Here is a 22,134-nt window from a genome sequence, read left to right on the forward strand (position 1 = left end):
CCTACGGGTTCTGAAATGTGCTGATCTTGATGCTGGAACGAACAAGAATGGTGGAGCATAGCGGGATCGAACCGCTGACCTCCTGCATGCCATGCAGGCGCTCTCCCAGCTGAGCTAATGCCCCATTCTTGGGCGGCTGTTGCCAGCCGTGCGCCGCTGATTAGGCGCTTTGCACTGCGGGATCAAGCGAAAAAGATCCCGCGTGCAGGGTCGATTTACGTGTCGTCGTCATCGGCAGCGACGTCTGCTATTTCTTCGAGCGGGACGGTGTCCTCGTCATCATCATCGTCGTCCAGCAGATCATCGTCCAACTCGACGTCGACGTCATCATCGTCCAGCACCTGATCCTCGTCCTCGGCCGCAGTCGAAGCCTTGGCTTTGGCTGTGACCGCATCCTCGTCGTCAGCGGCGATCATCCGGGTCTTGGTGCTGTCGAGCTGCACCGCTTCGCCCGTGTAGGGGCTGATGATGGGTGTGCGGTTCATGTCGTAAAACCGTTTACCCGTGGTTGGGCACAGGCGCTTGGTGCCCCATTCTTCCTTTGGCATGCGAGATCCTTGTCTGTCAGTGCAGGCCCCGGCGCGGATGCGCAAACAGGCCGTCCATATTGCGGCGATTCTGGGCAAGTGCCATAAGGCCGGGACGGAGTCAAAGCCTTATGGTCAGATGGGGAAGATGGGATGGATGAACGTGTCCTTCAAGGGGACCCCGACATTGCATTGACACTGCGTCGTTCGGCCCGGGCCCGCCGGATCACCTTGCGGATTTCGCAGCTTGATGGGCGGGTCACGCTGACGTTGCCTCATCGGGTGTCGGAACGCGACGCGTTGGCTTTTGCCGCCGAAAAACGCGATTGGATTGCCCGTCATCTGGCCTCCCGACCTCAGGAAAACATTGTTGGCCTTGGTTCGACCTTGCCGCTCGAGGGGCAGGTGTGCACCCTTGTCCAAGGGGCAGGGCGCGGAATCCGACTTGAGGGGGCTAGGTTGATCGTGCCCGGTCGGGCGGACACGGCTGCGCGTCGGACATTGGGGTTTCTCAAGGCGCGCGCACGGGACCAGTTGGCCTTGCAAAGCGATGTCTATTCTGACCGCCTTGGGGTTGGATATTCGAGCATCACCATCCGTGACACCCGGTCCAGGTGGGGGTCGTGTTCCTCCGAAGGGCGTCTGATGTATTCATGGCGCCTGATCCTCGCCCCGCCCGAGGTGCTGAACTACGTCGCCGCCCACGAGGTTGCGCATCTGGCCCAGATGAACCACTCGCCCGCGTTCTGGGCCGAGGTGGAGAGGATCCATGGCCCCTACAAGGCCGTGCGGCGGTGGCTCAAGACCGAAGGCAATGCACTGCACCAATATCGGTTCGGTGATTGACGGCTTGGTGTGTTTGTGATCACAAACGCATATGCAGCCCAACCTACGCCCCCGAGATGCCACCACTGCCGCCCATGACCGGGTCTATCGCCGCTTGCGCACGCGGATCATGCACGGGGATATTCCACCGGGGCACGCGCTGACTCTGCGTGGGATTGGCAAGCAATACGACGTATCGATGACCCCCGCACGCGAGGCGGTGCGCCGGTTGGTTGCCGAAGGAGCGCTCACTCTATCGCCCTCAGGCCGGGTTTCAACGCCGGAACTGTCCAACGAGCGGATCGAAGAGCTGGCGGCCCTGCGAGCCCTGATCGAGGTGGAATTGGCCACCCGTGCCTTGCCCCGTGCACACCTCGCCCTGATCGAGCGGTTGCAGACCATCAACGGGGCCGTCGCCGAAGCGGTCGCGCACCGGGATGCGGTCAGCTACATCCGCACGAACCTTGAATTTCACCGCACCCTTTATCTGCGCGCCCAAGCCCCGGCTATGCTGGCCATGTCCGAAACGGTTTGGCTGCAAATGGGGCCGACCATGCGGGCGCTTTACGGGCGGTTGCGGCGCACCGAGCCGCCCCATTATCACCGGCTGATCATCGCGGCCCTGCGCGCAGGGGACGAGCCGGGGTTGCGCCTTGCGGTTCGATCCGATGTCACCCAAGGGTTGAGAATGCTCGCCAGCTGACACGTTAAAGCTTTGGTAGGTGCCCGTGCGGTATACCGGCTCAGACGGAGGAGTCGCGCCATGACAGCTATTGATTTCAGCCCCTACGACTTTGTGGATCAGCCGATCTTCGTATTGGTGGCAGGCAAGAAGGGGCTTCCGGTCTATGGATTTGCAAATCAGGCGGTGCGCGATCGGCTTGCCCTGACGCTCGATCAGATTGTCGGGCGTCCCGCCTACGATCTGTTTACGGGCCGGGCCGCGTATTCCGTGTTTCGACGCCAGTGCAAGGCGTGGGAGGGTGGCGAGGCGACGGAGTATGAAATCGCACTGCCCATAGGCACGCACCAGACATGGGTGCACACCCAATTGCGCCCGGTACATGATGCCGATGGGCAGATGACGCATATGGTGGGCATTTCCCGCGATATCACGAAGGACCGTGCCCGGGCGGCGGAACAATCCATGACCGTGGCGTCAGCGCACGAGATGCAGGATTTGATCTGCATGGCAGCCCATGACCTGCGCAGTCCGGTTGGAAACCTCAAGTCGCTGGCTGATGTAATGCGGATTGATTTTGTCGATCACGGCGATGGCAAGGCGCAGTTGATCGACATGATCGATGCACTGGCCGATCAGGCGCTTGAGGTGATCTCCGGGATCATGCTGAGGGCGATGGCACCCGATGCACAGGGGCACAATCGGGTCTTTGATCTGGGCGGATTATGTGACGATGTCCTGGTGCTGCTGGACCCGCAGAGGACGCACAGCGTGTCCTATGAGCGGTTGCTGGTGGACACGGATTATGCCGCCGTTCAGATCGTTCTGCGCAATTTGATCGACAACGCGTTCAAGCACGGACCAAACACGCCCCGCCGCGTCTCTGTTCAGGTCGAAGAGATGAACGCGCAGCGGCTCCGGTTTTCGGTCTGTGATGACGGACCGGGGTTTTCCACAGCGGCCATCACGAAAGGACCGGGGCGCGGTCGCGACGGAACCGGGTTCGGACTGATGGGCATCAGCAAACTCGCGCGCTCTCATGGCGGGGTCGTCAACATTGTGCCACCGCATTCAGGTCACGGAGCTGAGGTGCATCTGGAACTACCGGGCAAGATCGTGCGGCACAGCGCAAGCATCCATGCCTTTGGCTGATCAGGCCGCGAGGCCCTTGGACCCCAGATCAAGGAATTTGTTGCGCCGATCCGAAATCAGGGCTGCCCGGTCCTTGGCATCAAGGTCCTGCAACATCGCAGCGATGGCCGAACTGACGGCCGCCATTGTCGCCTCGGGGTGACGATGCGCTCCTCCGACAGATTCAGGAATGATACGGTCGATCACATTCAACTGCTTGAGATCTTGTGCGGTCAGACGCAGGGCCTCTGCCGCTTCGCGCATCTTTTCGGCATCCTTCCAAAGGATTGAAGCACAGCCCTCGGGGCTGATCACCGAATAGACTGAATGTTCAAGCATCGCGACACGGTTGGCCGTAGCAAAAGCAACCGCGCCGCCAGAGCCACCTTCGCCGATCACCACGGACACTAATGGCACGCCGATCTGCAGGCACTTTTCGGTGGAGCGTGCGATGGCTTCGGACTGGCCGCGCTCTTCTGCGCCCTTGCCGGGATAGGCCCCGGGCGTGTCGACCAACGTGATCACCGGCAGCCCGAAGCGATCCGCGATGTCCATCAGCCGGATCGCCTTGCGGTATCCTTCGGGGCGGGCCATGCCGAAATTACGCTCAATCCGTGATTTGGTGTCGTTGCCCTTCTCGTGGCCGATGACGACCACCGGGCGATCCTCGAACCGGGCAAGGCCGCCCATGACCGCGTGGTCATCGGCAAAGTTCCGATCCCCGGCCAAAGGCGTGTATTCGGTGAACAGCGCCTCTATGTAGTCTACGCAATGGGGCCGCTCGGGGTGCCGTGCGACCTGACATTTCCGCCAGGGCGTCAGATCCTTGTAAAGATCATCAAGCAACGAGACCGCTTTGGCATCCAGCGCCGCCGCCTCATCGGTGACATCCATATCTTCGCTTTGGCGGGCAAGGGCGCGCAGTTCCTCTGCTTTGCCCTCAATTTCAGCCAATGGCTTTTCGAATTCCAGATATTGCGTCACACAGCGCTCCCGATGCGGTTTGGCGATATATGGCCGGGCCGCAGGGGATTTGCAATATTCAGGGGAAAACGACCGGATAAAGCGAGGCAATGAGCAGTGCGGCCATGGTCCAGTTGAATGCCGTCAGCCGGGCGGGATTTGTCAGCACGCGCGCCATTTGCTGGCCAAGCACGGTCCATGAACTGACGGCCGGCAGGTTGATAGCGCCAAAGACCAAGGCCACAACCCCGATCCCCCAAAGCGTGGTGTCGGGCGTGTAGACGGTCACTGCTGTCAGGGCCATCGTCCACGCCTTGGGATTGACCCACTGAAAGGCGGCGGCTTGCAGAAACGTCATTGGCGTGCCCTGACCCTGCCCATCATGAACCGGTGCGGCGGTTGCGATCTTCCACGCCAGAAACAGCAGATAGGCGACGGATGCGACTTTGAGCACAGTGTGGCTGAGCGGGTAGGCGTCAAAGATCTGGATCAGCCCCGCACCGACCAGCATCACCATGAACACAAAGCCTAGCCCGACCCCCAGCATATGCGGGATGGTGCGGCGAAAACCAAAATTGGCCCCGGACGCCATCAGCATCAGGTTGTTTGGCCCCGGTGTGATCGAGCTTACAAAGGCAAAGGCCGCAAGGGCAGAGAGCAGATCAAGTGTCATGACGCAATAAGTGACCGGCTGGCGCGATTTTGGTTGCGAAGTTTGGGACAAGAGACGTATTTTCGCAATATATGGTGAAGATGGATCGCATAAACGAACGGATATTGCATGAGCTTGGCCAAAACGGTCGCATCAGCAATATCGAACTGGCCGATCGTGTGGGCCTGTCCCCCTCGGCGTGCTTGCGTCGGGTGCAGGAATTGGAGCGCGCCGGGATCATCACCGGCTACCGCGCTGTGCTGGATCGGACCAAGCTAGGGTCAGGGTTTGTGGCTTATATCGGCGTTGGCCTCAACAATCACTCAAAGGCCAGTCAGGAAGCGTTTGAACGTGCGATCTCGCGCGCGCCAGAAGTGCGCGAATGCCACAATATCACCGGGACCATTGAGTATCTGCTGCGTATCGAATGCGCTGACCTGCCAAGCTACAAGACCTTTCACACCGACATGCTGGGTGCCTTGCCGCAAGTGAACGGGATCACGTCCTATGTGGTGATGGGCTCGCCGAAGGACGAACGGGCCTAGCGCTACTGCGTCGCCTGCGCGCTGATATCGGCAAAGATGGCGTCGAGTTCACCCGCGATCCGTTCCAGTTCCGGCCCGGCCTCGGCCATGTAGGGCGCAAAGACGGTCGAGGGCAGCTTGTAGCTGAGCGTTGCCGTTTCATCATCGTTTTCAGTGACATAGACCCGGATCGGAGCCTCGATCATTGCAGGGGTCGACAGGCCAAGCACTTCGACCGCGTAAAGGTTGTTGAACAGGCCGATCACCCGATTGCCCGGGATCGTGACCCCTCGGTTCGCAGCGGCCCCCGTTGGTCCGGCTTGGGTCACGACGCCCATCTTGTTGGCTTTGGCCGCCCTTTTCACGTCGTCAATCAAAGCATCGTAGGATTTGGTCGTGGGTGTCACCGACCATCCATCACGGGGGGCCATTTCGGCGTGTGATGTGCCTGCAAACAAAACGAGGGCGAGGGCGGAAAGGGTGCGGTACATGGCGGTCTCCTGATAGGTTTGGCGCAGTGAACATGGTGACGCGCGCGATGCCCAATCACGTCTGTGTGCGTCAATTGGCAAAACGTTGCTTACGATGGACGTTTCCGGGTGGGCAGGATTGTGGCCTCATGTTAGGGCGCGGCCATGAAATGGTTTGTCCTTTTGATTGCGGTCACGTTGGCTGCATGCACATCCGCTCCGGCCCCAGAACCGGTGCCCGTCGTTCCGCTTTATCCCAATGAGACGCCGCAATTGCGCGCCCAGATCGAGGCGGCGGCGGCGACCAATGACATACCCGTCGCTTTGGTCCAAAAGGTAGTGATCCGCGAAAGCACACATCGCCCAAGTGCGCGCAACGGGCCCTATTACGGATTGATGCAGATCTTGCCTGCGACCGCCCGCAGCATGGGTTTTCGCGGCCAGCCGAACGATTTGCTGGATGCCGAAACCAACCTGAAATACGCAACCCGCTATTTGCGCGGCGCGTGGCTGGTTTCGGATGGTGATCTGGACCGGGCCGTGATGTGGTATGCGCGTGGTTATTATTACGAGGCCAAGCGTCGGGGTCTGGTTGCCGAAACCGGCGTCGACGGGCGCAAGGTCTGGCCTGACTAGGACATTGCGTGACGCGCTTTGCCTTTGGCAAAGACGCCCCACCCACCGTCCCTGAGGGCGTCAGTGCCCGGCAATCATCTCGGATTGTTTGACGATGACTTCGGCCTGTTTGATCGATGCGATATCGACAAGTCGCCCTTTGTAGACGGTCGCCCCCTCGCCATTGGCTTTGGCCGTTTCCATGGCGGCCAGGATTTCGCGCGCTTCGCTTACCGCCTCTTCGGACGGGGTGAATACTTCGTTCGAGATGGCCACCTGTTTGGGGTGGATTGCCCACTTGCCCACCATGCCCAAGGTCGCGGATCGCCGTGCCTGCGCGCGGAACCCGTCGTCGTCTGAGAAGTCGCCAAAGGGTCCGTCGACGGGCAAGACACCATGCGTCCGGCACGCTGCGACGATGGCCGCCTGCGCCCAGTGCCAGGGGTCGGACCAGTGCTGCTGGCCCTCGTGCAGCATATAGTAATTGGCCTGCGTGCCACCAATCCCTGTTGTTTGCATCCCCATGGACGCCGCGAAATCCGCCGCCCCAAGGCTCATCGCCTGCAAACGGGGCGAAGCCGCCGCGATTTCCTCGACATGGGCGATGCCTGCCGCGGATTCGATGATCACCTCGAAGGCGACAGGTTTGCTGCGCCCCTTTGCGGTCTCAATGGCGGACACAAGCGCATCCACTGCGTAGATATCAGCGGCATTGCCCACCTTGGGGATCATGATCTGATCAAGCCGGTCGCTCGCCTGTTCCAGCAAATCCACCACATCGCGATACCAATAGGGGCTGTCGAGCCCATTGATCCGCACGCTGAGGAACTTGTTGCCCCAGTCAATTTCGTGGGTCGCCTTGATGATATTTTCGCGCGCGCTGTCTTTGTCAGATGGGGCCACTGAGTCCTCAAGATCAAGGTTGATGACATCTGCCGCCGAGGCCGCCATCTTCTCGAAAATGGCGGGGCGAGAGCCGGGGCCGAACAACTGGCAGCGGTTGGGACGTGCGGGGGGCGTAGGTTGCAGGCGGAACGACATGATCGGCGACCTTTCGGTAAGATTATTGCGTAGGAATTGTGCATTCAGGTATTAAATTACATGAGGTGGTGCAAGCGTGATTGTGCAGGTGCAGCATGACATGGGCGATCCTGTTCTGATCGGTAGTGCGGGCGCAAGAATCTCGTGAAATCTTTCGGCATCTGCAAAATTCTTCGTGATACTGTCGATAGGATGCGCGTTTTGCGATGTCATTGCAGCGGTTATGCGCAAGATTGAAGTGTCACATATCTTTGAGAGGCCGCTATGATTCAGACACCCTATCTTTTGTTTCTGGGCGATGCCCCCGACCAACTGGCCGCCAAGGTTGCCCAAGGGATCAAGGATTGGCGTCCCGAGAATGCCGTGGGTCAGTTTCGTCTGCCCGGTTGCGGTGCCGATATGGGCCTGACCGACATGTCTCTCGAAGAGGGGCTGAAAGCCGGTGCCAAGACTTTGGTGATCGGTGTGGCCAATCGCGGCGGGATCATCTCGGACGAGTGGAAAGTGGTCTTGGTGCAGGCCCTTCAGATGGGCTATGATCTGGCCGCGGGTTTGCACAATCTGCTGCGCAATGAGGATGAGTTGCAGGCCGCTGCCAAGGTGAACGGGCGCACTCTGCACGATGTGCGCGTTCCGTCTGTCGCCTATCCCATCGCCAACGGTGTCAAACGCACGGGCAAGCGCGCCCTGGCCATCGGCACCGATTGTTCCTGCGGCAAGATGTATACGGCCATGTCGATGGATGCCGAGATGCAGAAACGGGGCATGAAATCCTCGTTTCGCGCCACCGGTCAGACCGGCATTTTGATCACGGGCAAGGGCGTGCCGCTGGATGCGGTCATCGCCGATTTCATGGCCGGGGCGGTCGAATATCTGACGCCCGACAATGATGCCGATCACTGGGATCACATTGAGGGGCAGGGCAGCCTGTTTCACGTATCCTATTCCGGCGTCACCATGGCCTTGATCCATGGCGGTCAGCCGGACGCGCTGGTCTTGTGCCACGAGCCGACCCGCACCCACATGCGGGGCCTGCCGCACTATGGGCTGCCCTCGCTCGAGCAACTGCGCGACACCGCACTGCCCATCGCCCAGGTCGCGAACCCGGCCGCGCAGGTGACCGGCGTTTCGGTCAACACCAAGGCGCTGGACGAGAATGCCGCGCGGACCTGTTTGCAGGAGATCGAGGATCGCATGAACCTGCCTGCCACAGATCCGTTCCGGTTCGGTGCGGGCAAGTTGATCGACCCGCTTGTCGACCTGTGAGCATCCGCGCGACGCTGTGCCTCCTTTCAGGACAGATTTCAATGAACTAAACAAGGCGGTTTGATGCGTATTGAAGTGACCCAAGATGTCTTCAGGCTGGCGCAGGTCTTTACGATTTCGCGTGGGTCCCGGACCGAGGCGCAGGTGCTGACCGTCCGCGTGTCGGACGGCGCGCATGCAGGCATGGGCGAGTGTGTGCCCTATGCCCGCTATGGCGAGACGCTCGACGGCGTGACGGCTGCAATCGAAGGACTGCCCGCTGATCTGTCACGCAGGGATTTGTACGATCTGTTGCCTGCAGGTGCGGCCCGCAATGCGGTCGATTGCGCGTTGTGGGATCTGGAGGCGAAGCAGGCGGGCGAGCGCGCGTGGGAACTGGCCGGATTGCCGGTGCCCGGTCCTGAAATCACCGCCTACACCCTATCGCTGGATACGCCCGAAGTGATGCAGGCGCAGGCTGCAAAGAACGCGTTTCGCCCGCTGCTCAAGATCAAGCTGGGCACGCCGGACGATATGCCACGGCTTGAGGCGGTGCGCGCCGGTGCGCCCACATCCCGAATCATCGTGGATGCGAACGAGGGGTGGTCGGCGGAGGTGTACGCCGATCTGGCCCCGCACCTCGTGCGTCTTGGCGTCGATCTGGTCGAACAGCCACTGCCCGCGGGCGATGACGAAGCGCTGATCGGGATGGACCGCCCCGTGCCGGTCTGTGCAGATGAATCCTGCCATGATCGCGCCTCGCTGGCGGCGCTCAAGGGCAAGTACGACATGGTGAACATCAAGCTCGACAAGACCGGTGGGCTGACCGAGGCGCTGGCTTTGCGCGCGGCAGCGCAGACCGAGGGCTATCGTATCATGGTCGGCTGCATGGTCGGCTCGAGCCTTGCCATGGCCCCGGCCACGCTGGTGGCGCAGGGTGCGGCGGTGGTGGACCTTGACGGCCCGCTGCTCTTGGCCGAAGACCGGGCAACACCGTTGAAATTTGATGACGCCGGGATCCACCCGCCCGCGTCCGAGCTATGGGGATGAACATGCGCACAGTCTATGTAAACGGCGAGTATATGCCCGAGGCGGACGCCAAAGTGTCGATCTTTGATCGTGGGTTTCTGATGGCTGATGGCGTCTACGAAGTCACCTCGGTTCTGGACGGCAAGCTGATCGATTTCGACGGGCACGCGGTACGACTTCAGCGCTCGCTCGATGCGCTCGACATGGCCAACCCGATCTCGAAAGACGACCTGCTTGAAGTGCATCGCGAGTTGGTGCGTTTGAACGGGATCGAAGAGGGGATGATCTACCTCCAGATCACGCGCGGTGCGCCGGAGGATCGTGATTTCGTCTTTCCCGATCCCGAAACGACGCCCTGCACCGTCGTGCTGTTCACCCAGAACAAGCCCGGTCTGGCCGACAACCCCGCGGCCAAACGTGGCATGAAAGTGATCAGCATCGACGACATTCGCTGGGGCCGTCGCGACATCAAGACGGTGCAGCTGCTTTATCCCTCCATGGGCAAGATGATGGCCAAGAAGGCGGGGGCGGATGATGCCTGGATGATCCAGGACGGGTTCGTGACCGAAGGGACCAGCAACAATGCCTATATCGTGAAGGGCAACAAGATCATCACCCGCGCCAAATCCAACGACATCCTGCACGGCATAACCCGCGCGGCCGTTTTGCGCTTTGCCCAAGAGGCGCAGATGGAGGTCGAGGAGCGCAACTTTACCATTGAAGAGGCCCGCGAGGCTGATGAGGCGTTCATTACGTCCGCTTCGACCTTTGTGATGCCTGTGGTAGAAATCGACGGGCAGCCGTTGGGCGACGGCACGCCGGGCAAGGTCGCCCCACGTCTGCGCGAAATCTATCTGGATGAAAGCCGCAAGGTCGCCATCTAGGGATAGACCGGGTCGCGCCCGAGCAATTCGTCTAACTGCCGCGCGATCCAGCCGTGCGGGATGAAGTGCCCGCCGGGGTGGATATCGAGTGCAACTTTGGTGTCACCAGCGCAGTCCCATTCCGTCCGGCTCAGCGTCAGGAAGTCAACGGCGGACCAGTCGCGTGTCGCCGTGGGCGTGCCGCAATCGAATTGTGAGCGCCACAGGGCCACCGGGTACGTTTCATCGCCGTCCCGCCCGTACGGAAAATCCAGCACATTGTCGTTCAGTCCGTGGACGTGCCGCACTTCTTGCGGGGCCTGTGCGCAGTCTTCCTGCTGGTTTAGCGTGCCTGATATGCCAAGCAGTGCGCGCACATTCATTTGGGTGCCCCGGTCACAGGCGACGCGCCACGCCATGATCGATCCATAGGAATAGCCGGACAGAAAGATGTTTTCCGGATCAATGGGATAGCGATTGGCGACGTCTTCGAGAACCTCGTGGGCAAAGGCGACGTCTTCGGTTTCGGGCGACCACATGTTCCACGTCTTGCGATTGCCGTTAGGGGCGATCAATAACACGCCCCGCCGCCGGGTCGCCCCGGAAATGCGTTGGTGCTGCACCGGCAGGGCACCGGTGCGCTGCCAGCCGTGAAAGTGGATCAGAACGGGCAGGGGGCTTTCGCCATCCCAGCCATCCGGTTCCTTGACGTGGTAGGAGCGCGCGCCGACCTCGCAGGGCACGTCCAGCTGGCAGTCACGTTGCCATGGGCCCATGGCGGCGGCGGGGAGGGCCCAAAGGGCAAGCAGTGCAAAAAGGTATCTCATGGCGGGCACGCTACGCCACCGTGCGGCGGTGTCATGTCAAATTATCGTGGTCGCAGGAATTGCGCCGCTTCACCGCATCAAGCCAGCGGTCGATCAGGAATATGGGGGCCAGAATGATCGCCCAGCCCGTGAAATTGATGATCGTGAAGGTGATCTTGAGGCCCGTCGCCATATCCGAGCGCCACAGGAACACGTGGGCGATCAGGATCAGGACAACCATTGCGGCGACGAGGTATGTTTTCATGGATCGCAACCTAGCACATGAGCGCCGGATTTCAGCCGGCAAAGACGGACCAGCCGGTAAATTGCGCCAGACGGTGCGCGGCCTCGGTCCCAACTTTGGAATTGCCGTAGTTGTTCAGCCCCGGCGACCAGACGGCGATCGATGCCTTGCCGGGCGCGATGATCAGAATACCGCCGCCAACGCCACTTTTGCCCGGCAGGCCGACCCGAAACGCGAAATCGCCCGACCCGTCATAGTGCCCGCAGGTCATCATCAGCGCGTTGATCCGCCGCGCACGTTCCGAGGATAGCAGGCGCGGGGCATTTTGAAATCGCGCCAGCACCGTACCCGCGCGTGCCAATTGATCCGTGTTCATCGCGATGGCGCATTGATGAAAATACGTCTCGAGCGTGCTGTTCGGCGGGTTGTGCAGGTTCTTGTGCGAGGCGAGGTAGTAGGCGAGCGCGGTGTTGCGGTGCCCTGTGACCTTTTCCGAGGTCGCCACGTCGCCATCGATGTGGATATTCGTGTCACCCGCGGCAGTGCGGATAAAGCCCAGGACCTCGGCTAGCGCATCGGCGGGCATACGACCATCCAGCAAGGCGTCGGTCGTCACAAGCGCGCCTGCATTGATGAACGGATTGCGCGGGCGCCCCTGTTCGCGTTCGAGCAGAACGATAGAGTCAAAGGAGGTCCCCGAAGGCTCGCGCCCGACCCGATCCCAAAGCTCATCTCCGATCCGGCCCAACACGCAAGCCAAGGTGAACACCTTCGACACGCTCTGGATCGAAAAGGGTTGGTCGTGGCAGCCTGCCGACAAGACTTGCCCATCTGGTAATGCGACGGAGATCGCGAATTGATCCGGGGCGATGCAGGCCAGCTCGGGTATATAATTCGCAGGCGTGCCCCAGTCGTTTGCGGCATGCACGGACATGTCCAGATCCGTCAGAAACGATTGTAGGTCGGGGGGCGAAACGCGTGTCATTCTATCCGCCCTTTCGCACGCCCTATCTGCTCAACCCGCCGTGCAGCGTTGGCACGTCGAGGGCGGCAAAGCCGTAATGGCGCAACCACCGCAGATCGCTGTCAAAGAAGGCACGCAAATCGGGGATGCCGTATTTCAGCATTGCAATCCGGTCGATTCCCATGCCAAAGGCAAAGCCCTGCCATTCGTTCGGATCGATGCCGCCCGCCTGCAAGACTTTGGGGTGCACCATGCCCGAGCCGAGGATTTCAAGCCAATCGTCGCCTTCGCCGACCTTGAGTGTGCCACCCTCCCACGAGCAGCGGATATCGACCTCGGCTGACGGCTCGGTGAAGGGGAAGTGCGAGGCGCGGAAGCGCAGATCGACGCCGTCCACCTCGAAATAGGCTTTCACGAACTCTTCGAGCACCCATTTGAGGTTCGCCATGCTGATGTCCTTGTCGATGGCGAGGCCTTCGACCTGGTGGAACATTGGCGTGTGCGTCTGGTCATAGTCCGCGCGATAGACACCGCCGGGGCAGATGATGCGCGTCGGCGCGCCGCTCGCTTCCATGCTGCGGATCTGCACGGGGCTGGTGTGTGTGCGCAGCACATGCGGCGGGCGATCATCGCCGTCGGCACGGTGCATATAGAACGTGTCCATCTCGGCGCGGGCCGGATGGTGGCCGGGAATGTTGAGGGCGTCGAAGTTGTACCAGTCGGTGTCGATCCGGGGGCCTTCGGCCACGCTGAACCCCATCTCGGCGAAGATGGCGGTGACCTCTTCGCTGACCTGACTGATCGGGTGGATGGAGCCCTGACGTTGGGGGCGCACCGGCAGTGACACATCGAGCCATTCCGAGCGCAGGCGTTCATCAAGCGCGGCGTCCGCAAGGCCTGCCTTCTTGGCCGCAAGCGCGCTGTTGATCTCGTCCTTGAGCGCGTTGAGCGCGGGGCCCGCGACCTGCCGCTCCTCCGGGGTCATCTTGCCCAATTCGCGCATCTTGAGCGCGACTTCGCCCTTCTTGCCGACGGCAGCGATGCGGATGTCCTCAAGCGCGGCCTCGCTGCCAGCATCGGCAATCTGGGTCAGGTATTTCGCTTTGAGATCGTCCATGGCATGCGGCTCCTTACGTGCGTCGCCGTGCTATCACATCGCTGCGCTTTGGCAAGGTCACCTGGTGCGGGTGACGACACTGTCGCGCACCGTCGGTGCGTCGCACGGCACCGCAAAACAGAAAAAAGCCCCGCTCGGATCAGAGCGGGGCCTTGCTGAATGTAAATTGTGATCGACTGGCTTAAGCGAGTTGCGCTTTGGCCTGATCCACGATTGCGGCGAATGCGGCAGGCTCGTTGACGGCCAGATCGGCCAAAACCTTGCGGTCCACTTCGATGCCAGCCAGCGTCAGGCCGTTGATGAAGCGGCTGTATGTCAGTGCCTCGTCATGTGCACGCACGGCCGCGTTGATCCGCTGGATCCACAGCGCGCGGAAGCTGCGCTTGCGGTTATGCCGGTCGCGGGTCGCGTACTGGTTGGCCTTGTCGACAGCCTGACGGGCGACCTTGAAGGTGCTCTTGCGGCGGCCGTAATAGCCTTTGGCGGCCTTGATGACCTTCTTGTGACGGGCGTGGGCGACGGTTCCACCTTTGGTGCGGGACATATGTCTATCCTCCTATCAGCGGTCGTAGGGCATGAAGCCCTTGACGATTTTGGCGTCGGGGGCCGACAGGGTCGTGGTGCCACGGGCGTCACGGATGAATTTGCGGGTGCGTTTGATCATGCCGTGGCGTTTGCCGGCCTGACCTGCCAGGACCTTGCCGGTCGCGGTCACTTTGAAGCGCTTTTTGGCGCTCGATTTCGTCTTCATCTTGGGCATTTCCGTCTCCATCATTTGAGTTCGGTAGAACGCGCGACTCGGCATGCCACTGTGGCCGGACGCGCGGAACGAAGCCGCTCTTTAGGGGGGGACCGCATCAAGTGCAAGTCAAATATGGGGCCTGATTGATGGTCAGGGCATGAGTTTCGCAATCACGCGCACAAAGACGTCGGGGATGTTTTCGAGCCGATAGCCGCCGGGCTGCGTCTGGATGGCCAGCAGGATAAGTCCGCCTGCAATCAAGACTGTAATCGCTGAGGCCCGCGGCGCACGCCTGTCGGACAACGCAGACAACACCGAAGGGATCGAAAGCCCGGCAAGAACAATGCCGAGCACCAAATACATATCCGGAGTCATCTCTTTACCCTACTTGATCGCGGGGCGACGTTACTCTGGATCGGTGGAATAAATCAAACGTTCATCGCAAGGGGCAACGCGCAGAATGTTCGTGGTGCCGGTGACGTTGAAGGGAACACCGGCCGTGACCACGATCCGATCCTCGGCCGTTGCAAACCCCTTGTCGCGTGCAGCCTTGGCCGCCCCCACAACCGCCCCTTTGAAGCGATCCATCACGCCGGTCACAACGCAATTGCAGCCCCAGGTCAGCGCGATCCGACGTGCAGTGCCCTTGAGCGGTGTCAGCGCGAGGATCGGCACACGGGGCCGCTCGCGTGCGACCAGCAACGCAGTGGTCCCGCTTTGGGTAAAACAGCAGATCGCCTTGATGTCGGCCGTCTCCGCAATCTCGCGCGCGGCGGCCACGATACCGTCCGCAACCGAGGCGCGGTTGGCGCTGCGGCTGGATTCGATAATCTGCGTGTAGGTCGGATCCTGTTCGACCTCTGCAGCAACCCGGTCCATGGTTGTCACAGCCTCGATGGGAAAGCTGCCCGCCGCACTTTCGGCGCTCAGCATCACGGCATCCGCACCTTCATAGATCGCCGTGGCCACATCGCTGACTTCGGCGCGGGTCGGCATGGGGCTTTCGATCATGCTTTCGAGCATTTGGGTCGCCACGATCACAGGCTTGGCCGCATGGCGACATTTGCGCACGAGGCGTTTCTGGATCGGCGGCACGTTCTGGACCGGCAGTTCAACGCCCAGATCACCACGAGCCACCATGATCCCATCGCTAACAGCCAGAATGTCGTCAAAGCGATCCACGGCGTTGGGTTTTTCGATCTTGGACAGGATTGCGGCGCGCCCTTTGACAAGCTCGCGGGCCTCTTCCACGTCAGCTGCGCGCTGCACAAAGGACAAGGCCATCCAATCGACACCCAACTCGGCGACATATTCCAGATCGGCACGGTCCTTGTCGGACAGGGCGGCGAGGGGCAGTTCCACGTCAGGAACATTGACACCCTTGCGGTTGGAAATCACACCACCGGCGATCACCACACAATCCGCGAAATCGGCACCGCAGGCTTCTACGCGCAGCCGGATCTTGCCGTCATTGACCAATAGGGATTTCCCGGGCTCGAGCGCCGCGAAAATCTCGGGGTGGGGCAGGCAGACACGGCTCGCATCACCGTCGGTCTTGTCCAGATCAAGGCGGAACTTCGCGCCTTCATCGAGCATCTCGCTGTCACCGGCAAAGACACCTACGCGCAGCTTGGGACCCTGCAGGTCGGCCAGAATGGCGATGGTGGACCCGCAATCCTCTTCAACCTGACGGATGATCTTGTGCTTTTCGGCGATCTCTTCATGGCTGCCATGGGACATGTTCAAGCGAAACACATCCGCGCCCGCCTCGTGCAATGCGCGGATCATCTCGTATGTGTCCGAAGCCGGGCCAAGCGTGGCCACAATTTTCACGTTGCGCTGGCGTCGCATATGACAGAGTCCTTTTTGGTGATACCGCTAACACGTGCCTTATTGCCCAATTCACATCGTGTGGCAACTGGCCTAAACCTAGCGCAACGCGGGCGACAACAGCATGACATACTCTCCATTTTCCATTCACGGCGCAGACCGGTCAGGGCACTGGGTGATCACCTGTGATCATGCCTCAAACACGGTGCCCGAGGTCGTGGGTGGCGGCAGTCTGGGGCTGCCCGAGGCCGAAATGGAACGCCATATTGCCTATGACATCGGGGCCATGGGAACCGCACTCGCACTCGGCGAGGTGCTTAACGCGCCGGTGGTCTGCTCGAACTTCTCGCGACTGGTGATTGATCCGAACCGGGGCGCGGATGATCCAACGCTGATTCCGCAGCTTTATGATGGCACGATCATAGAAGGAAACCGACGCATCGACGGGGTTGAACGAGCCCGCCGGATCGCAGCATTCTATCAACCCTATCACAACGCGATTGTCGAAACCGCACGGGGCAAGGACATCGCGTTCCTGTCCATACACAGCTTTACCAGGCAGCTTCAGGCCCGCGCGCCACGACCGTGGGAAATCGGCGTGCTGTCGGCTCAGGATCGCCGGATCGCGAACCCGCTGATCAGACGCCTTCAGGGGGCGCTGACCAGTCCCGTCGGCGACAATCAGCCCTATGCAGGCTTCTTTCCCGGTGACGCAATGACACAGCATGCACATTCAAAAGGGCGGCCAAACGTCATCCTGGAACTGCGTCAGGACCTGATCGAGACTGAGGCGGGCCAAACCAACTGGGCCCAGTTCCTCGCCGCCCATCTTGAAGCGGCGAGCAAAGACGCCAATCTTTGATCCAACTTCATTTCGCCCAATAAACCGCGGGGTCTGGGGCAGCGCCCCAGTCCGACATAACATAGGAACCAGACCGATGGACGCACAAACCCAGCTTGAACTCGAAGCCGCAGCCTTCCGCCGTTTGCGTCAACACCTGATGCAGGACCGCACGGATGTGCAAAATATCGACATGATGGACCTGACCGGCTTTTGCCGGAACTGCCTCGGCCGCTGGTATCAGGAGGCTGCAAATGAACGCGGGATCGACATGACCAAGGACGAAGGGCGCGAGGCGTTCTACGGGATGAGCATGGCCGAATGGAAAACGAACTTTCAAACCGACGCGAGCGGCGCGCAGCAGGAGGCGTTCAAGACCACCTTTGCCGAGAATGTCGACAAAAACTAGCCCGCGCGACGCAAGGCAGACACCCCGGCCATCGCGATTAACCCGCCCATGACTGCAATGTTTTTGAAAAACAATGACAGTTCTGTGCGAAAATCTTCTGCCGGTACTGACCAGAACGGGTGAAATACGACGTTCACCGGCAATGTGTAACCCGCCAATCCCAGCGCGATCAGGCCCGTGCCGCGCAGGCCTGACGCCACCCAAAGGCCACCGCCCAGCTCAAGTGCTATCACCAGCGGCAGAACGATGCTGGCAAAGGGCAACCCGCCTGCCTCGATCTGCGCCAGGGTTGCGGACGGATCGCCAATCTTGTTGAGGCCGGCCAGGATGAACAGGCTCGCCAAAACGGCGCGGCCAATGTGTAGCGCCCAGATCGCCTGCACTCGGCTCATCCTTCAGCCTCCGCCCGTGCAGCGGCCGCCATGCGCGCCATGGCCCCACCCAGATAGGCATCAAACGCACCCCGCCTCGAATTTACGATCCATCGCGCAAAAGCGTTCTTGGGCTTGATGCTATAGGTCCAGTCAAAGCGGGTCTCGCCCGCGCTCACTTCTGTAAAGGTCTGGACACCTACAATTTGCTCTACCGCACGACCGGCAGCATTGGTGAAAACCCAGATCTGATACTCAAAGCGCTCTGGTTCATTCCGCAAAATCCGCTCAATCACATAGTGCCCATCCTCAAGTCGTAGCCAGCGCACCGCGCCGGCCTGAGGCCAATCGCCCTCCAACACTTTGCCTTCGGCCGGCGGGGCCAAACCGTCAGCGGGTTCCAGGAAATCGATCAGCGGCGCACGTTGCAGAAAGGCGCGCAACTCCGCCAGGCTCAATGGCACGGTGGCCGTGGTTTCAATCACCACAGCCCCTTGCGTACTGACCGCGGGCGGGTGGGTGAACGCGGGCGGGCCATCCGGTGGCGCGGCGGTGCAATTGGCAAGGACAAACAAAACTGCGATGACAAGAAGATGCATGATGGGATCTCTTTGGTACGTTATACGTACCATATAGATAGTACGCAGGACGTATCAATGGTCAAAGAAGCAGAAATCGAAGAATTGGCAGGCGGCATCGCTCTGGTGATCCGCGCGTTGCTGGTCGCAGGGCGCAAAGGCCAACCCGCCGAAGGCAAAATGCCGTTCAATCCGCTCTATTTCAACATGCTGCGGATGCTGGATGAGGGGCCAACGCGGCCAACCCATATGGGCACCAAGCTGGGCGTCTCCAAAACCACCCTGTCCACAGCCGTCAAGGCGCTCGAAAAGCGGGGGCTGCTGCAACGTGCAGCGGACCCAGATGACGGACGTGCGCAGGTGCTGTCGGTCACCGATGAGGGGCGCGATGTGATGACGGCGATCAAACGTCAGGACAAACGCAACGCTGCCGCGATGCTGTCCGTGCTTGAGCCGGGCGAAACCGCTGCCTTTGCCTCGGCCTTTCGGCGGATTGGAGAGGCGCTCGATGACCAGTAACACATTGCGACAATGATCACCGAAAAGGATCGATGATGTCTGACAACCCTTACCGCGTGGGCGAACGCAACCCTGACGTCGCTGCCCCAACCGCCTTCACACCCGACCCGTTCAAGCGCGCCAAACCACCCCAGCCCTTGCAATTCGAGGTCAATCTGGTGGCCGAAGCGCAGTCCAAACAGCAAAAAACCGGCACCGTGTCGGTCAACATCCCCGGCTTTTCGCCGCTCAAACTCTACTGCGACGAACAGCCCCCAGTGGGCGATGATCAGGCCCCGCCACCGCTGGCCTATTTCTGTGCCGGGATCGGGTTTTGCCTGATGACGCACCTCACCGACATCTACACAGCCCGCAAGATCGAGATCACGTCGCTGCGCCTTGAGCAGCGGGTGCGCTTTGCTACGAACCTGTCGCATATGCGCGAATTGGGGCATGCAACAACAGGGCAAACCGAGCTGGTCGAGACCCATGTGTTGATCGACAGCCCTGAACCACGCGAGAAAATCCAAGAGTTGTTGGACGAGGCTGAAGGGGCCTGCATGGCGCATTTCGCCCTGCGCAACCCGATCCCGTGGTCCACGCGGCTGGTGCAAAACGGGGACGAAACCGTGAACCGCTCCGGCAATGGTGCCCCCTGAATGTAAGGCAGAGGTGTCCTCCGCCCGGCTTGCACCTCTGCGCGATCTTTGCCATTGCAGGCCGACACTCAAACCCAAGACCAAAGCGCGAAAAGGTGAAGGCATGAAATTCACACTCAGCTGGCTCAAACAGCACCTCGACACCACCGCATCCGTGGACGAGATCACCTACGCGCTGACCGATCTGGGCCTTGAGGTTGAAAAGGTCGAGGATCGTGGTGCCAAACTGGCCGATTTCACTATTGGCAAGGTTGTCAGCGCTGAAAAACATCCCGATGCGGATCGGCTAAGGGTGTGTCAGGTCGACACGGACGAGGGCATGAAGCAGATCATCTGCGGTGCCCCGAACGCGCGCGAAGGGATCACCGTCGTTGTTGCCAAACCGGGCGTGTATGTGCCCGGCATCGACACCACCATTGGCGTGGGCAAAATTCGCGGCATCGAAAGCTTTGGCATGATGGCCTCCGAGCGCGAGATGGAACTGTCCGAAGAACATGACGGCATCATCGAACTGCCCTCAGGCGAGGTCGGAGACCGGTTCGTGGACTGGCTGGCGCAGAACGATCCGGCCAAGGTCGACCCGGTGATCGAGATTGCAATCACCCCCAACCGTCCTGACGCCTTGGGCGTGCGCGGCATCGCCTTGGATCTGGCGGCGCGCGGTGTCGGCACGATGAAACCGGCACCCGAACCGTCGCTTGAGGGGGCATTCCCATGCCCGGTGAGTGTCAGCATCGACGAGGACACGCTTGATCAGTGCCCGGTGTTCTTTGGTCGCGTCATCCGGGGCGTCACAAACGGCCCCAGCCCCGCATGGTTGCAGGACCGCCTGCGCGCCATCGGGTTGCGTCCGATCTCGTTCCTTGTGGATGTGACCAACTACTTCACTTTTGACCGCAACCGTCCGCTGCACGTGTTCGACGCCGACAAGATCGCTGGAGACTCCTTGCGCATCCACCGCGCCAAAGGGGGCGAGACGCTCGTTGGGCTGGATGAGAAAGAATACACATTCCAACCCGACATGACTCTGATTTCGGGTGCCAATGGCGTCGAAAGCATCGGTGGCGTGATGGGCGGGCTGCCGTCGGGCTGTACGATGGACACCGTGAATGTCTTTGTGGAGGCCGCTTACTTCGACCCGGTCCGCACGGCCTATACAGGTCGCGCGCTCAAGATCAATTCGGACGCGCGCTATCGGTTCGAGCGCGGGATTGACCCAGCCTTCACGCCTGGAGGTCTTGATCTGGCATGCGAAATGATCGTCGAATATGCGGGTGGTGAGGTGTCGAGCCGTGTGCAGGCGGGTGCGATCCCCGACACGTCGCGCGCCTATCGTCTGGATGCGGCTCGCGTGCAAAGCCTCGTGGGTATGGACATTCCCGAAAGCGAACAGCGCCAGACGCTGACCGCCCTTGGCTTTCGCCTTGAGGGCGACATGGCGCACGTACCCAGTTGGCGGCCCGACGTGATGGGTGAGGCTGATCTGGTCGAGGAAGTCGCCCGTGTGGCCTCGCTGACGAAACTGCAGGGGCGCCCCTTGCCGCGTTTGACCAGCGGTGTGCCCAAGCCGGTGATGACCCCGATCCAGCGGCGCGAACAGATCGCACGGCGCACGGCGGCGGCTCTGGGGTACAACGAATGTGTGACCTACAGCTTCATTGATCAGGCGGCAGCAGCACTGTTTGGTGGCGGTGACGCTGCAACCAAGCTGGAAAACCCGATTTCGTCGGATATGAGCCATATGCGACCGGCCTTGCTGCCGGGGCTGCTACAGGCGGCGGCGCGCAATCAGGCGCGGGGTTTCATGGATCTGGCCCTGTTCGAAGTTGGCCCTGCCTTTCATGGTGGTGAGCCGGGCGAGCAGCATTTGCTGATTTCCGGTCTGCTGGTTGGGCGCACGGGGCCGAAAGATGTGCACGGGGCTTCTCGTGCGGTCGATGTCTATGACGTCAAGGCGGATGCCGAGGCGGTTTTGTCCGCAATGGGCGCACCTGCCAAGGTGCAGATCATGCGCGGTGCCGAAGGGTGGTGGCATCCGGGCCGTCACGGCAAAATCTGCCTTGGCCCCAAGAAAGTGTTGGGCGTGTTCGGCGAACTCCACCCCCGCGTGACCGAGGCGATGGACATCAAGGGACCGGCGATGGCCTTTACCCTGTGGCCAGCCGAGATTCCGCTGCCCCGCAAGGCGGGTGCCAACAAGGGCGCGCTGGATATCAGCGATTTGCAGGCGGTCGAGCGCGACTTTGCCTTTGTCGTGGATACCGAAGTCGAGGCACTTACGCTGATCAATGCGGCCATGGGGGCCGACAAGGCGCTTATCGAAGACGTGCGCGTGTTTGACGAATTTGTCGGTGGCAGTCTGGGCGAAGGTAAGAAATCGCTGGCCATTACCGTGCGGTTGCAGCCCCGGGATGGGACGCTGAAGGATGCCGATATTGAGGCCGTCGGCGCGAAGGTCGTGGAGAAGGTGACCAAGGCCACTGGTGGTGCTTTGCGCGGATAATCAGG

Annotated in this window: 28 protein-coding genes and 1 tRNA gene; 13 read left to right on the forward strand and 16 right to left on the reverse strand. The window is 60.8% G+C overall.

All coding sequences use genetic code 11. The features are described from left to right. Positions 1–48: 48 nt before the first annotated feature. Both Q0908_RS15200 and Q0908_RS15205 read right to left on the reverse strand, forming a co-directional pair. Positions 49–124, reverse strand: a tRNA-Ala gene (locus Q0908_RS15200). 91 nt (positions 125–215) lie between these two features. Further along, complete coding sequence (locus Q0908_RS15205) at positions 216–548, reverse strand: TIGR02300 family protein (protein WP_299286256.1); 333 nt, start codon at positions 546–548, stop codon at positions 216–218. 132 nt (positions 549–680) lie between these two features. Between Q0908_RS15205 and Q0908_RS15210 the strand changes: the two genes are divergently transcribed. The 3 genes from Q0908_RS15210 to Q0908_RS15220 are packed head-to-tail and all read left to right on the forward strand — an operon-like array spanning position 681 to position 3,186. Next, the gene (locus tag Q0908_RS15210) at positions 681–1,373 is read left to right on the forward strand and encodes a SprT family zinc-dependent metalloprotease (protein WP_299286259.1); all 693 of its coding nucleotides are present in this window, start codon (positions 681–683) and stop codon (positions 1,371–1,373) included. A gap of 31 nt (positions 1,374–1,404) precedes the next feature. Next, positions 1,405–2,055 (forward strand): GntR family transcriptional regulator, encoded by a 651-nt coding sequence (locus tag Q0908_RS15215; RefSeq protein WP_299147091.1) that lies wholly within the window; start codon positions 1,405–1,407, stop codon positions 2,053–2,055. Positions 2,056–2,115: 60 nt separating this feature from the next. Beyond that, positions 2,116–3,186: a PAS domain-containing sensor histidine kinase gene (locus Q0908_RS15220; protein WP_299286262.1), complete on the forward strand. Its 1,071-nt coding sequence runs from the start codon at positions 2,116–2,118 to the stop codon at positions 3,184–3,186. Here Q0908_RS15220 and Q0908_RS15225 read toward each other — a convergent pair whose 3' ends face one another. Then, positions 3,187–4,149, reverse strand: a complete 963-nt coding sequence (locus Q0908_RS15225) for an acetyl-CoA carboxylase carboxyltransferase subunit alpha (RefSeq protein WP_299286265.1) — start codon at positions 4,147–4,149, stop codon at positions 3,187–3,189. A 58-nt stretch (positions 4,150–4,207) separates the two neighbouring features. After that, positions 4,208–4,801 (reverse strand): LysE family translocator, encoded by a 594-nt coding sequence (locus Q0908_RS15230; protein WP_299286268.1) that lies wholly within the window; start codon positions 4,799–4,801, stop codon positions 4,208–4,210. 71 nt (positions 4,802–4,872) lie between these two features. Between Q0908_RS15230 and Q0908_RS15235 the strand changes: the two genes are divergently transcribed. Continuing rightward, positions 4,873–5,325, forward strand: coding sequence for an Lrp/AsnC family transcriptional regulator (locus Q0908_RS15235; protein ID WP_299286271.1), 453 nt, complete (start codon positions 4,873–4,875; stop codon positions 5,323–5,325). A 2-nt stretch (positions 5,326–5,327) separates the two neighbouring features. On the opposite strand, the gene Q0908_RS15240 is transcribed toward Q0908_RS15235, so the two are convergent. Continuing rightward, positions 5,328–5,795: a DUF302 domain-containing protein gene (locus Q0908_RS15240; protein WP_299286274.1), complete on the reverse strand. Its 468-nt coding sequence runs from the start codon at positions 5,793–5,795 to the stop codon at positions 5,328–5,330. A gap of 144 nt (positions 5,796–5,939) precedes the next feature. Between Q0908_RS15240 and Q0908_RS15245 the strand changes: the two genes are divergently transcribed. Beyond that, the gene (locus Q0908_RS15245; RefSeq protein ID WP_299286277.1) at positions 5,940–6,410 is read left to right on the forward strand and encodes a lytic transglycosylase domain-containing protein; all 471 of its coding nucleotides are present in this window, start codon (positions 5,940–5,942) and stop codon (positions 6,408–6,410) included. 60 nt (positions 6,411–6,470) lie between these two features. On the opposite strand, the gene Q0908_RS15250 is transcribed toward Q0908_RS15245, so the two are convergent. After that, positions 6,471–7,430, reverse strand: a complete 960-nt coding sequence (locus tag Q0908_RS15250; RefSeq protein ID WP_299286280.1) for an L-malyl-CoA/beta-methylmalyl-CoA lyase — start codon at positions 7,428–7,430, stop codon at positions 6,471–6,473. Between the two features lie 264 nt (positions 7,431–7,694). Here Q0908_RS15250 and dgcN point away from each other — a divergent pair, with 264 nt between their 5' ends. The 3 genes from dgcN to Q0908_RS15265 all read left to right on the forward strand — a co-directional run bounded on the left by dgcN (position 7,695) and on the right by Q0908_RS15265 (position 10,588). After that, positions 7,695–8,696, forward strand: coding sequence for an N-acetyltransferase DgcN (gene dgcN / locus Q0908_RS15255; protein WP_299286282.1), 1,002 nt, complete (start codon positions 7,695–7,697; stop codon positions 8,694–8,696). 63 nt (positions 8,697–8,759) lie between these two features. Beyond that, entirely contained in the window at positions 8,760–9,725 is a 966-nt protein-coding gene (gene dgcA / locus Q0908_RS15260) for an N-acetyl-D-Glu racemase DgcA (RefSeq protein WP_299286285.1), read from the forward strand. Then, positions 9,722–10,588: a D-amino-acid transaminase gene (locus Q0908_RS15265; RefSeq protein WP_299286288.1), complete on the forward strand. Its 867-nt coding sequence runs from the start codon at positions 9,722–9,724 to the stop codon at positions 10,586–10,588. Before dgcA ends, Q0908_RS15265 begins: the two co-directional genes overlap by 4 nt. On the opposite strand, the gene Q0908_RS15270 is transcribed toward Q0908_RS15265, so the two are convergent. The 8 genes from Q0908_RS15270 to pyk form a co-directional block, all read right to left on the reverse strand. Next, positions 10,585–11,394, reverse strand: a complete 810-nt coding sequence (locus tag Q0908_RS15270; RefSeq protein WP_299286291.1) for a polyhydroxybutyrate depolymerase — start codon at positions 11,392–11,394, stop codon at positions 10,585–10,587. The genes Q0908_RS15265 and Q0908_RS15270 overlap by 4 nt on opposite strands. 31 nt (positions 11,395–11,425) lie before the next feature. Next, positions 11,426–11,638 carry a phenylalanyl-tRNA synthetase subunit beta gene (locus tag Q0908_RS15275; RefSeq protein ID WP_299286294.1) on the reverse strand — a complete coding sequence of 71 codons (213 nt, stop codon included), beginning with the start codon at positions 11,636–11,638 and terminating at the stop codon, positions 11,426–11,428. Positions 11,639–11,669: 31 nt separating this feature from the next. Then, positions 11,670–12,602 carry a glutaminase gene (locus Q0908_RS15280; protein WP_299286297.1) on the reverse strand — a complete coding sequence of 311 codons (933 nt, stop codon included), beginning with the start codon at positions 12,600–12,602 and terminating at the stop codon, positions 11,670–11,672. A gap of 22 nt (positions 12,603–12,624) precedes the next feature. Beyond that, entirely contained in the window at positions 12,625–13,698 is a 1,074-nt protein-coding gene (gene pheS, locus Q0908_RS15285) for a phenylalanine--tRNA ligase subunit alpha (RefSeq protein WP_299286300.1), read from the reverse strand. Positions 13,699–13,879: 181 nt separating this feature from the next. Further along, the gene (rplT, locus tag Q0908_RS15290) at positions 13,880–14,242 is read right to left on the reverse strand and encodes a 50S ribosomal protein L20 (RefSeq protein ID WP_299147070.1); all 363 of its coding nucleotides are present in this window, start codon (positions 14,240–14,242) and stop codon (positions 13,880–13,882) included. A 15-nt stretch (positions 14,243–14,257) separates the two neighbouring features. Continuing rightward, positions 14,258–14,458 (reverse strand): 50S ribosomal protein L35, encoded by a 201-nt coding sequence (rpmI, locus tag Q0908_RS15295; protein WP_014873788.1) that lies wholly within the window; start codon positions 14,456–14,458, stop codon positions 14,258–14,260. Positions 14,459–14,590: 132 nt separating this feature from the next. Then, the gene (locus Q0908_RS15300) at positions 14,591–14,815 is read right to left on the reverse strand and encodes a hypothetical protein (RefSeq protein WP_299286306.1); all 225 of its coding nucleotides are present in this window, start codon (positions 14,813–14,815) and stop codon (positions 14,591–14,593) included. A 30-nt stretch (positions 14,816–14,845) separates the two neighbouring features. Then, positions 14,846–16,291 carry a pyruvate kinase gene (gene pyk / locus Q0908_RS15305; protein ID WP_299286310.1) on the reverse strand — a complete coding sequence of 482 codons (1,446 nt, stop codon included), beginning with the start codon at positions 16,289–16,291 and terminating at the stop codon, positions 14,846–14,848. Positions 16,292–16,394: 103 nt separating this feature from the next. Here pyk and Q0908_RS15310 point away from each other — a divergent pair, with 103 nt between their 5' ends. After that, positions 16,395–17,132 carry an N-formylglutamate amidohydrolase gene (locus Q0908_RS15310; RefSeq protein ID WP_299286313.1) on the forward strand — a complete coding sequence of 246 codons (738 nt, stop codon included), beginning with the start codon at positions 16,395–16,397 and terminating at the stop codon, positions 17,130–17,132. A gap of 76 nt (positions 17,133–17,208) precedes the next feature. Next, entirely contained in the window at positions 17,209–17,520 is a 312-nt protein-coding gene (locus Q0908_RS15315) for a DUF1244 domain-containing protein (protein ID WP_299286316.1), read from the forward strand. On the opposite strand, the gene Q0908_RS15320 is transcribed toward Q0908_RS15315, so the two are convergent. After that, positions 17,517–17,912: a DoxX family protein gene (locus Q0908_RS15320; protein ID WP_299286319.1), complete on the reverse strand. Its 396-nt coding sequence runs from the start codon at positions 17,910–17,912 to the stop codon at positions 17,517–17,519. The genes Q0908_RS15315 and Q0908_RS15320 overlap by 4 nt on opposite strands. Continuing rightward, positions 17,909–18,490, reverse strand: a complete 582-nt coding sequence (locus tag Q0908_RS15325) for a hypothetical protein (protein WP_299286322.1) — start codon at positions 18,488–18,490, stop codon at positions 17,909–17,911. Before Q0908_RS15325 ends, Q0908_RS15320 begins: the two co-directional genes overlap by 4 nt. Before the next feature lie 57 nt (positions 18,491–18,547). On the opposite strand from Q0908_RS15325, the gene Q0908_RS15330 reads away from it, so the two are divergent. The 3 genes from Q0908_RS15330 (at position 18,548) to pheT (ending at position 22,129) form a co-directional block, all read left to right on the forward strand. Then, positions 18,548–18,988, forward strand: a complete 441-nt coding sequence (locus Q0908_RS15330; RefSeq protein ID WP_299286326.1) for a MarR family transcriptional regulator — start codon at positions 18,548–18,550, stop codon at positions 18,986–18,988. A gap of 35 nt (positions 18,989–19,023) precedes the next feature. Beyond that, positions 19,024–19,626 carry an OsmC family protein gene (locus Q0908_RS15335; protein ID WP_299286329.1) on the forward strand — a complete coding sequence of 201 codons (603 nt, stop codon included), beginning with the start codon at positions 19,024–19,026 and terminating at the stop codon, positions 19,624–19,626. A 103-nt stretch (positions 19,627–19,729) separates the two neighbouring features. After that, positions 19,730–22,129: a phenylalanine--tRNA ligase subunit beta gene (gene pheT, locus Q0908_RS15340; protein WP_299286332.1), complete on the forward strand. Its 2,400-nt coding sequence runs from the start codon at positions 19,730–19,732 to the stop codon at positions 22,127–22,129. Positions 22,130–22,134 lie beyond the last annotated feature (5 nt).

It is taken from the genome of uncultured Tateyamaria sp. (genome assembly GCF_947494755.1).
Taxonomy (GTDB): Bacteria; Pseudomonadota; Alphaproteobacteria; order Rhodobacterales; family Rhodobacteraceae; genus Tateyamaria.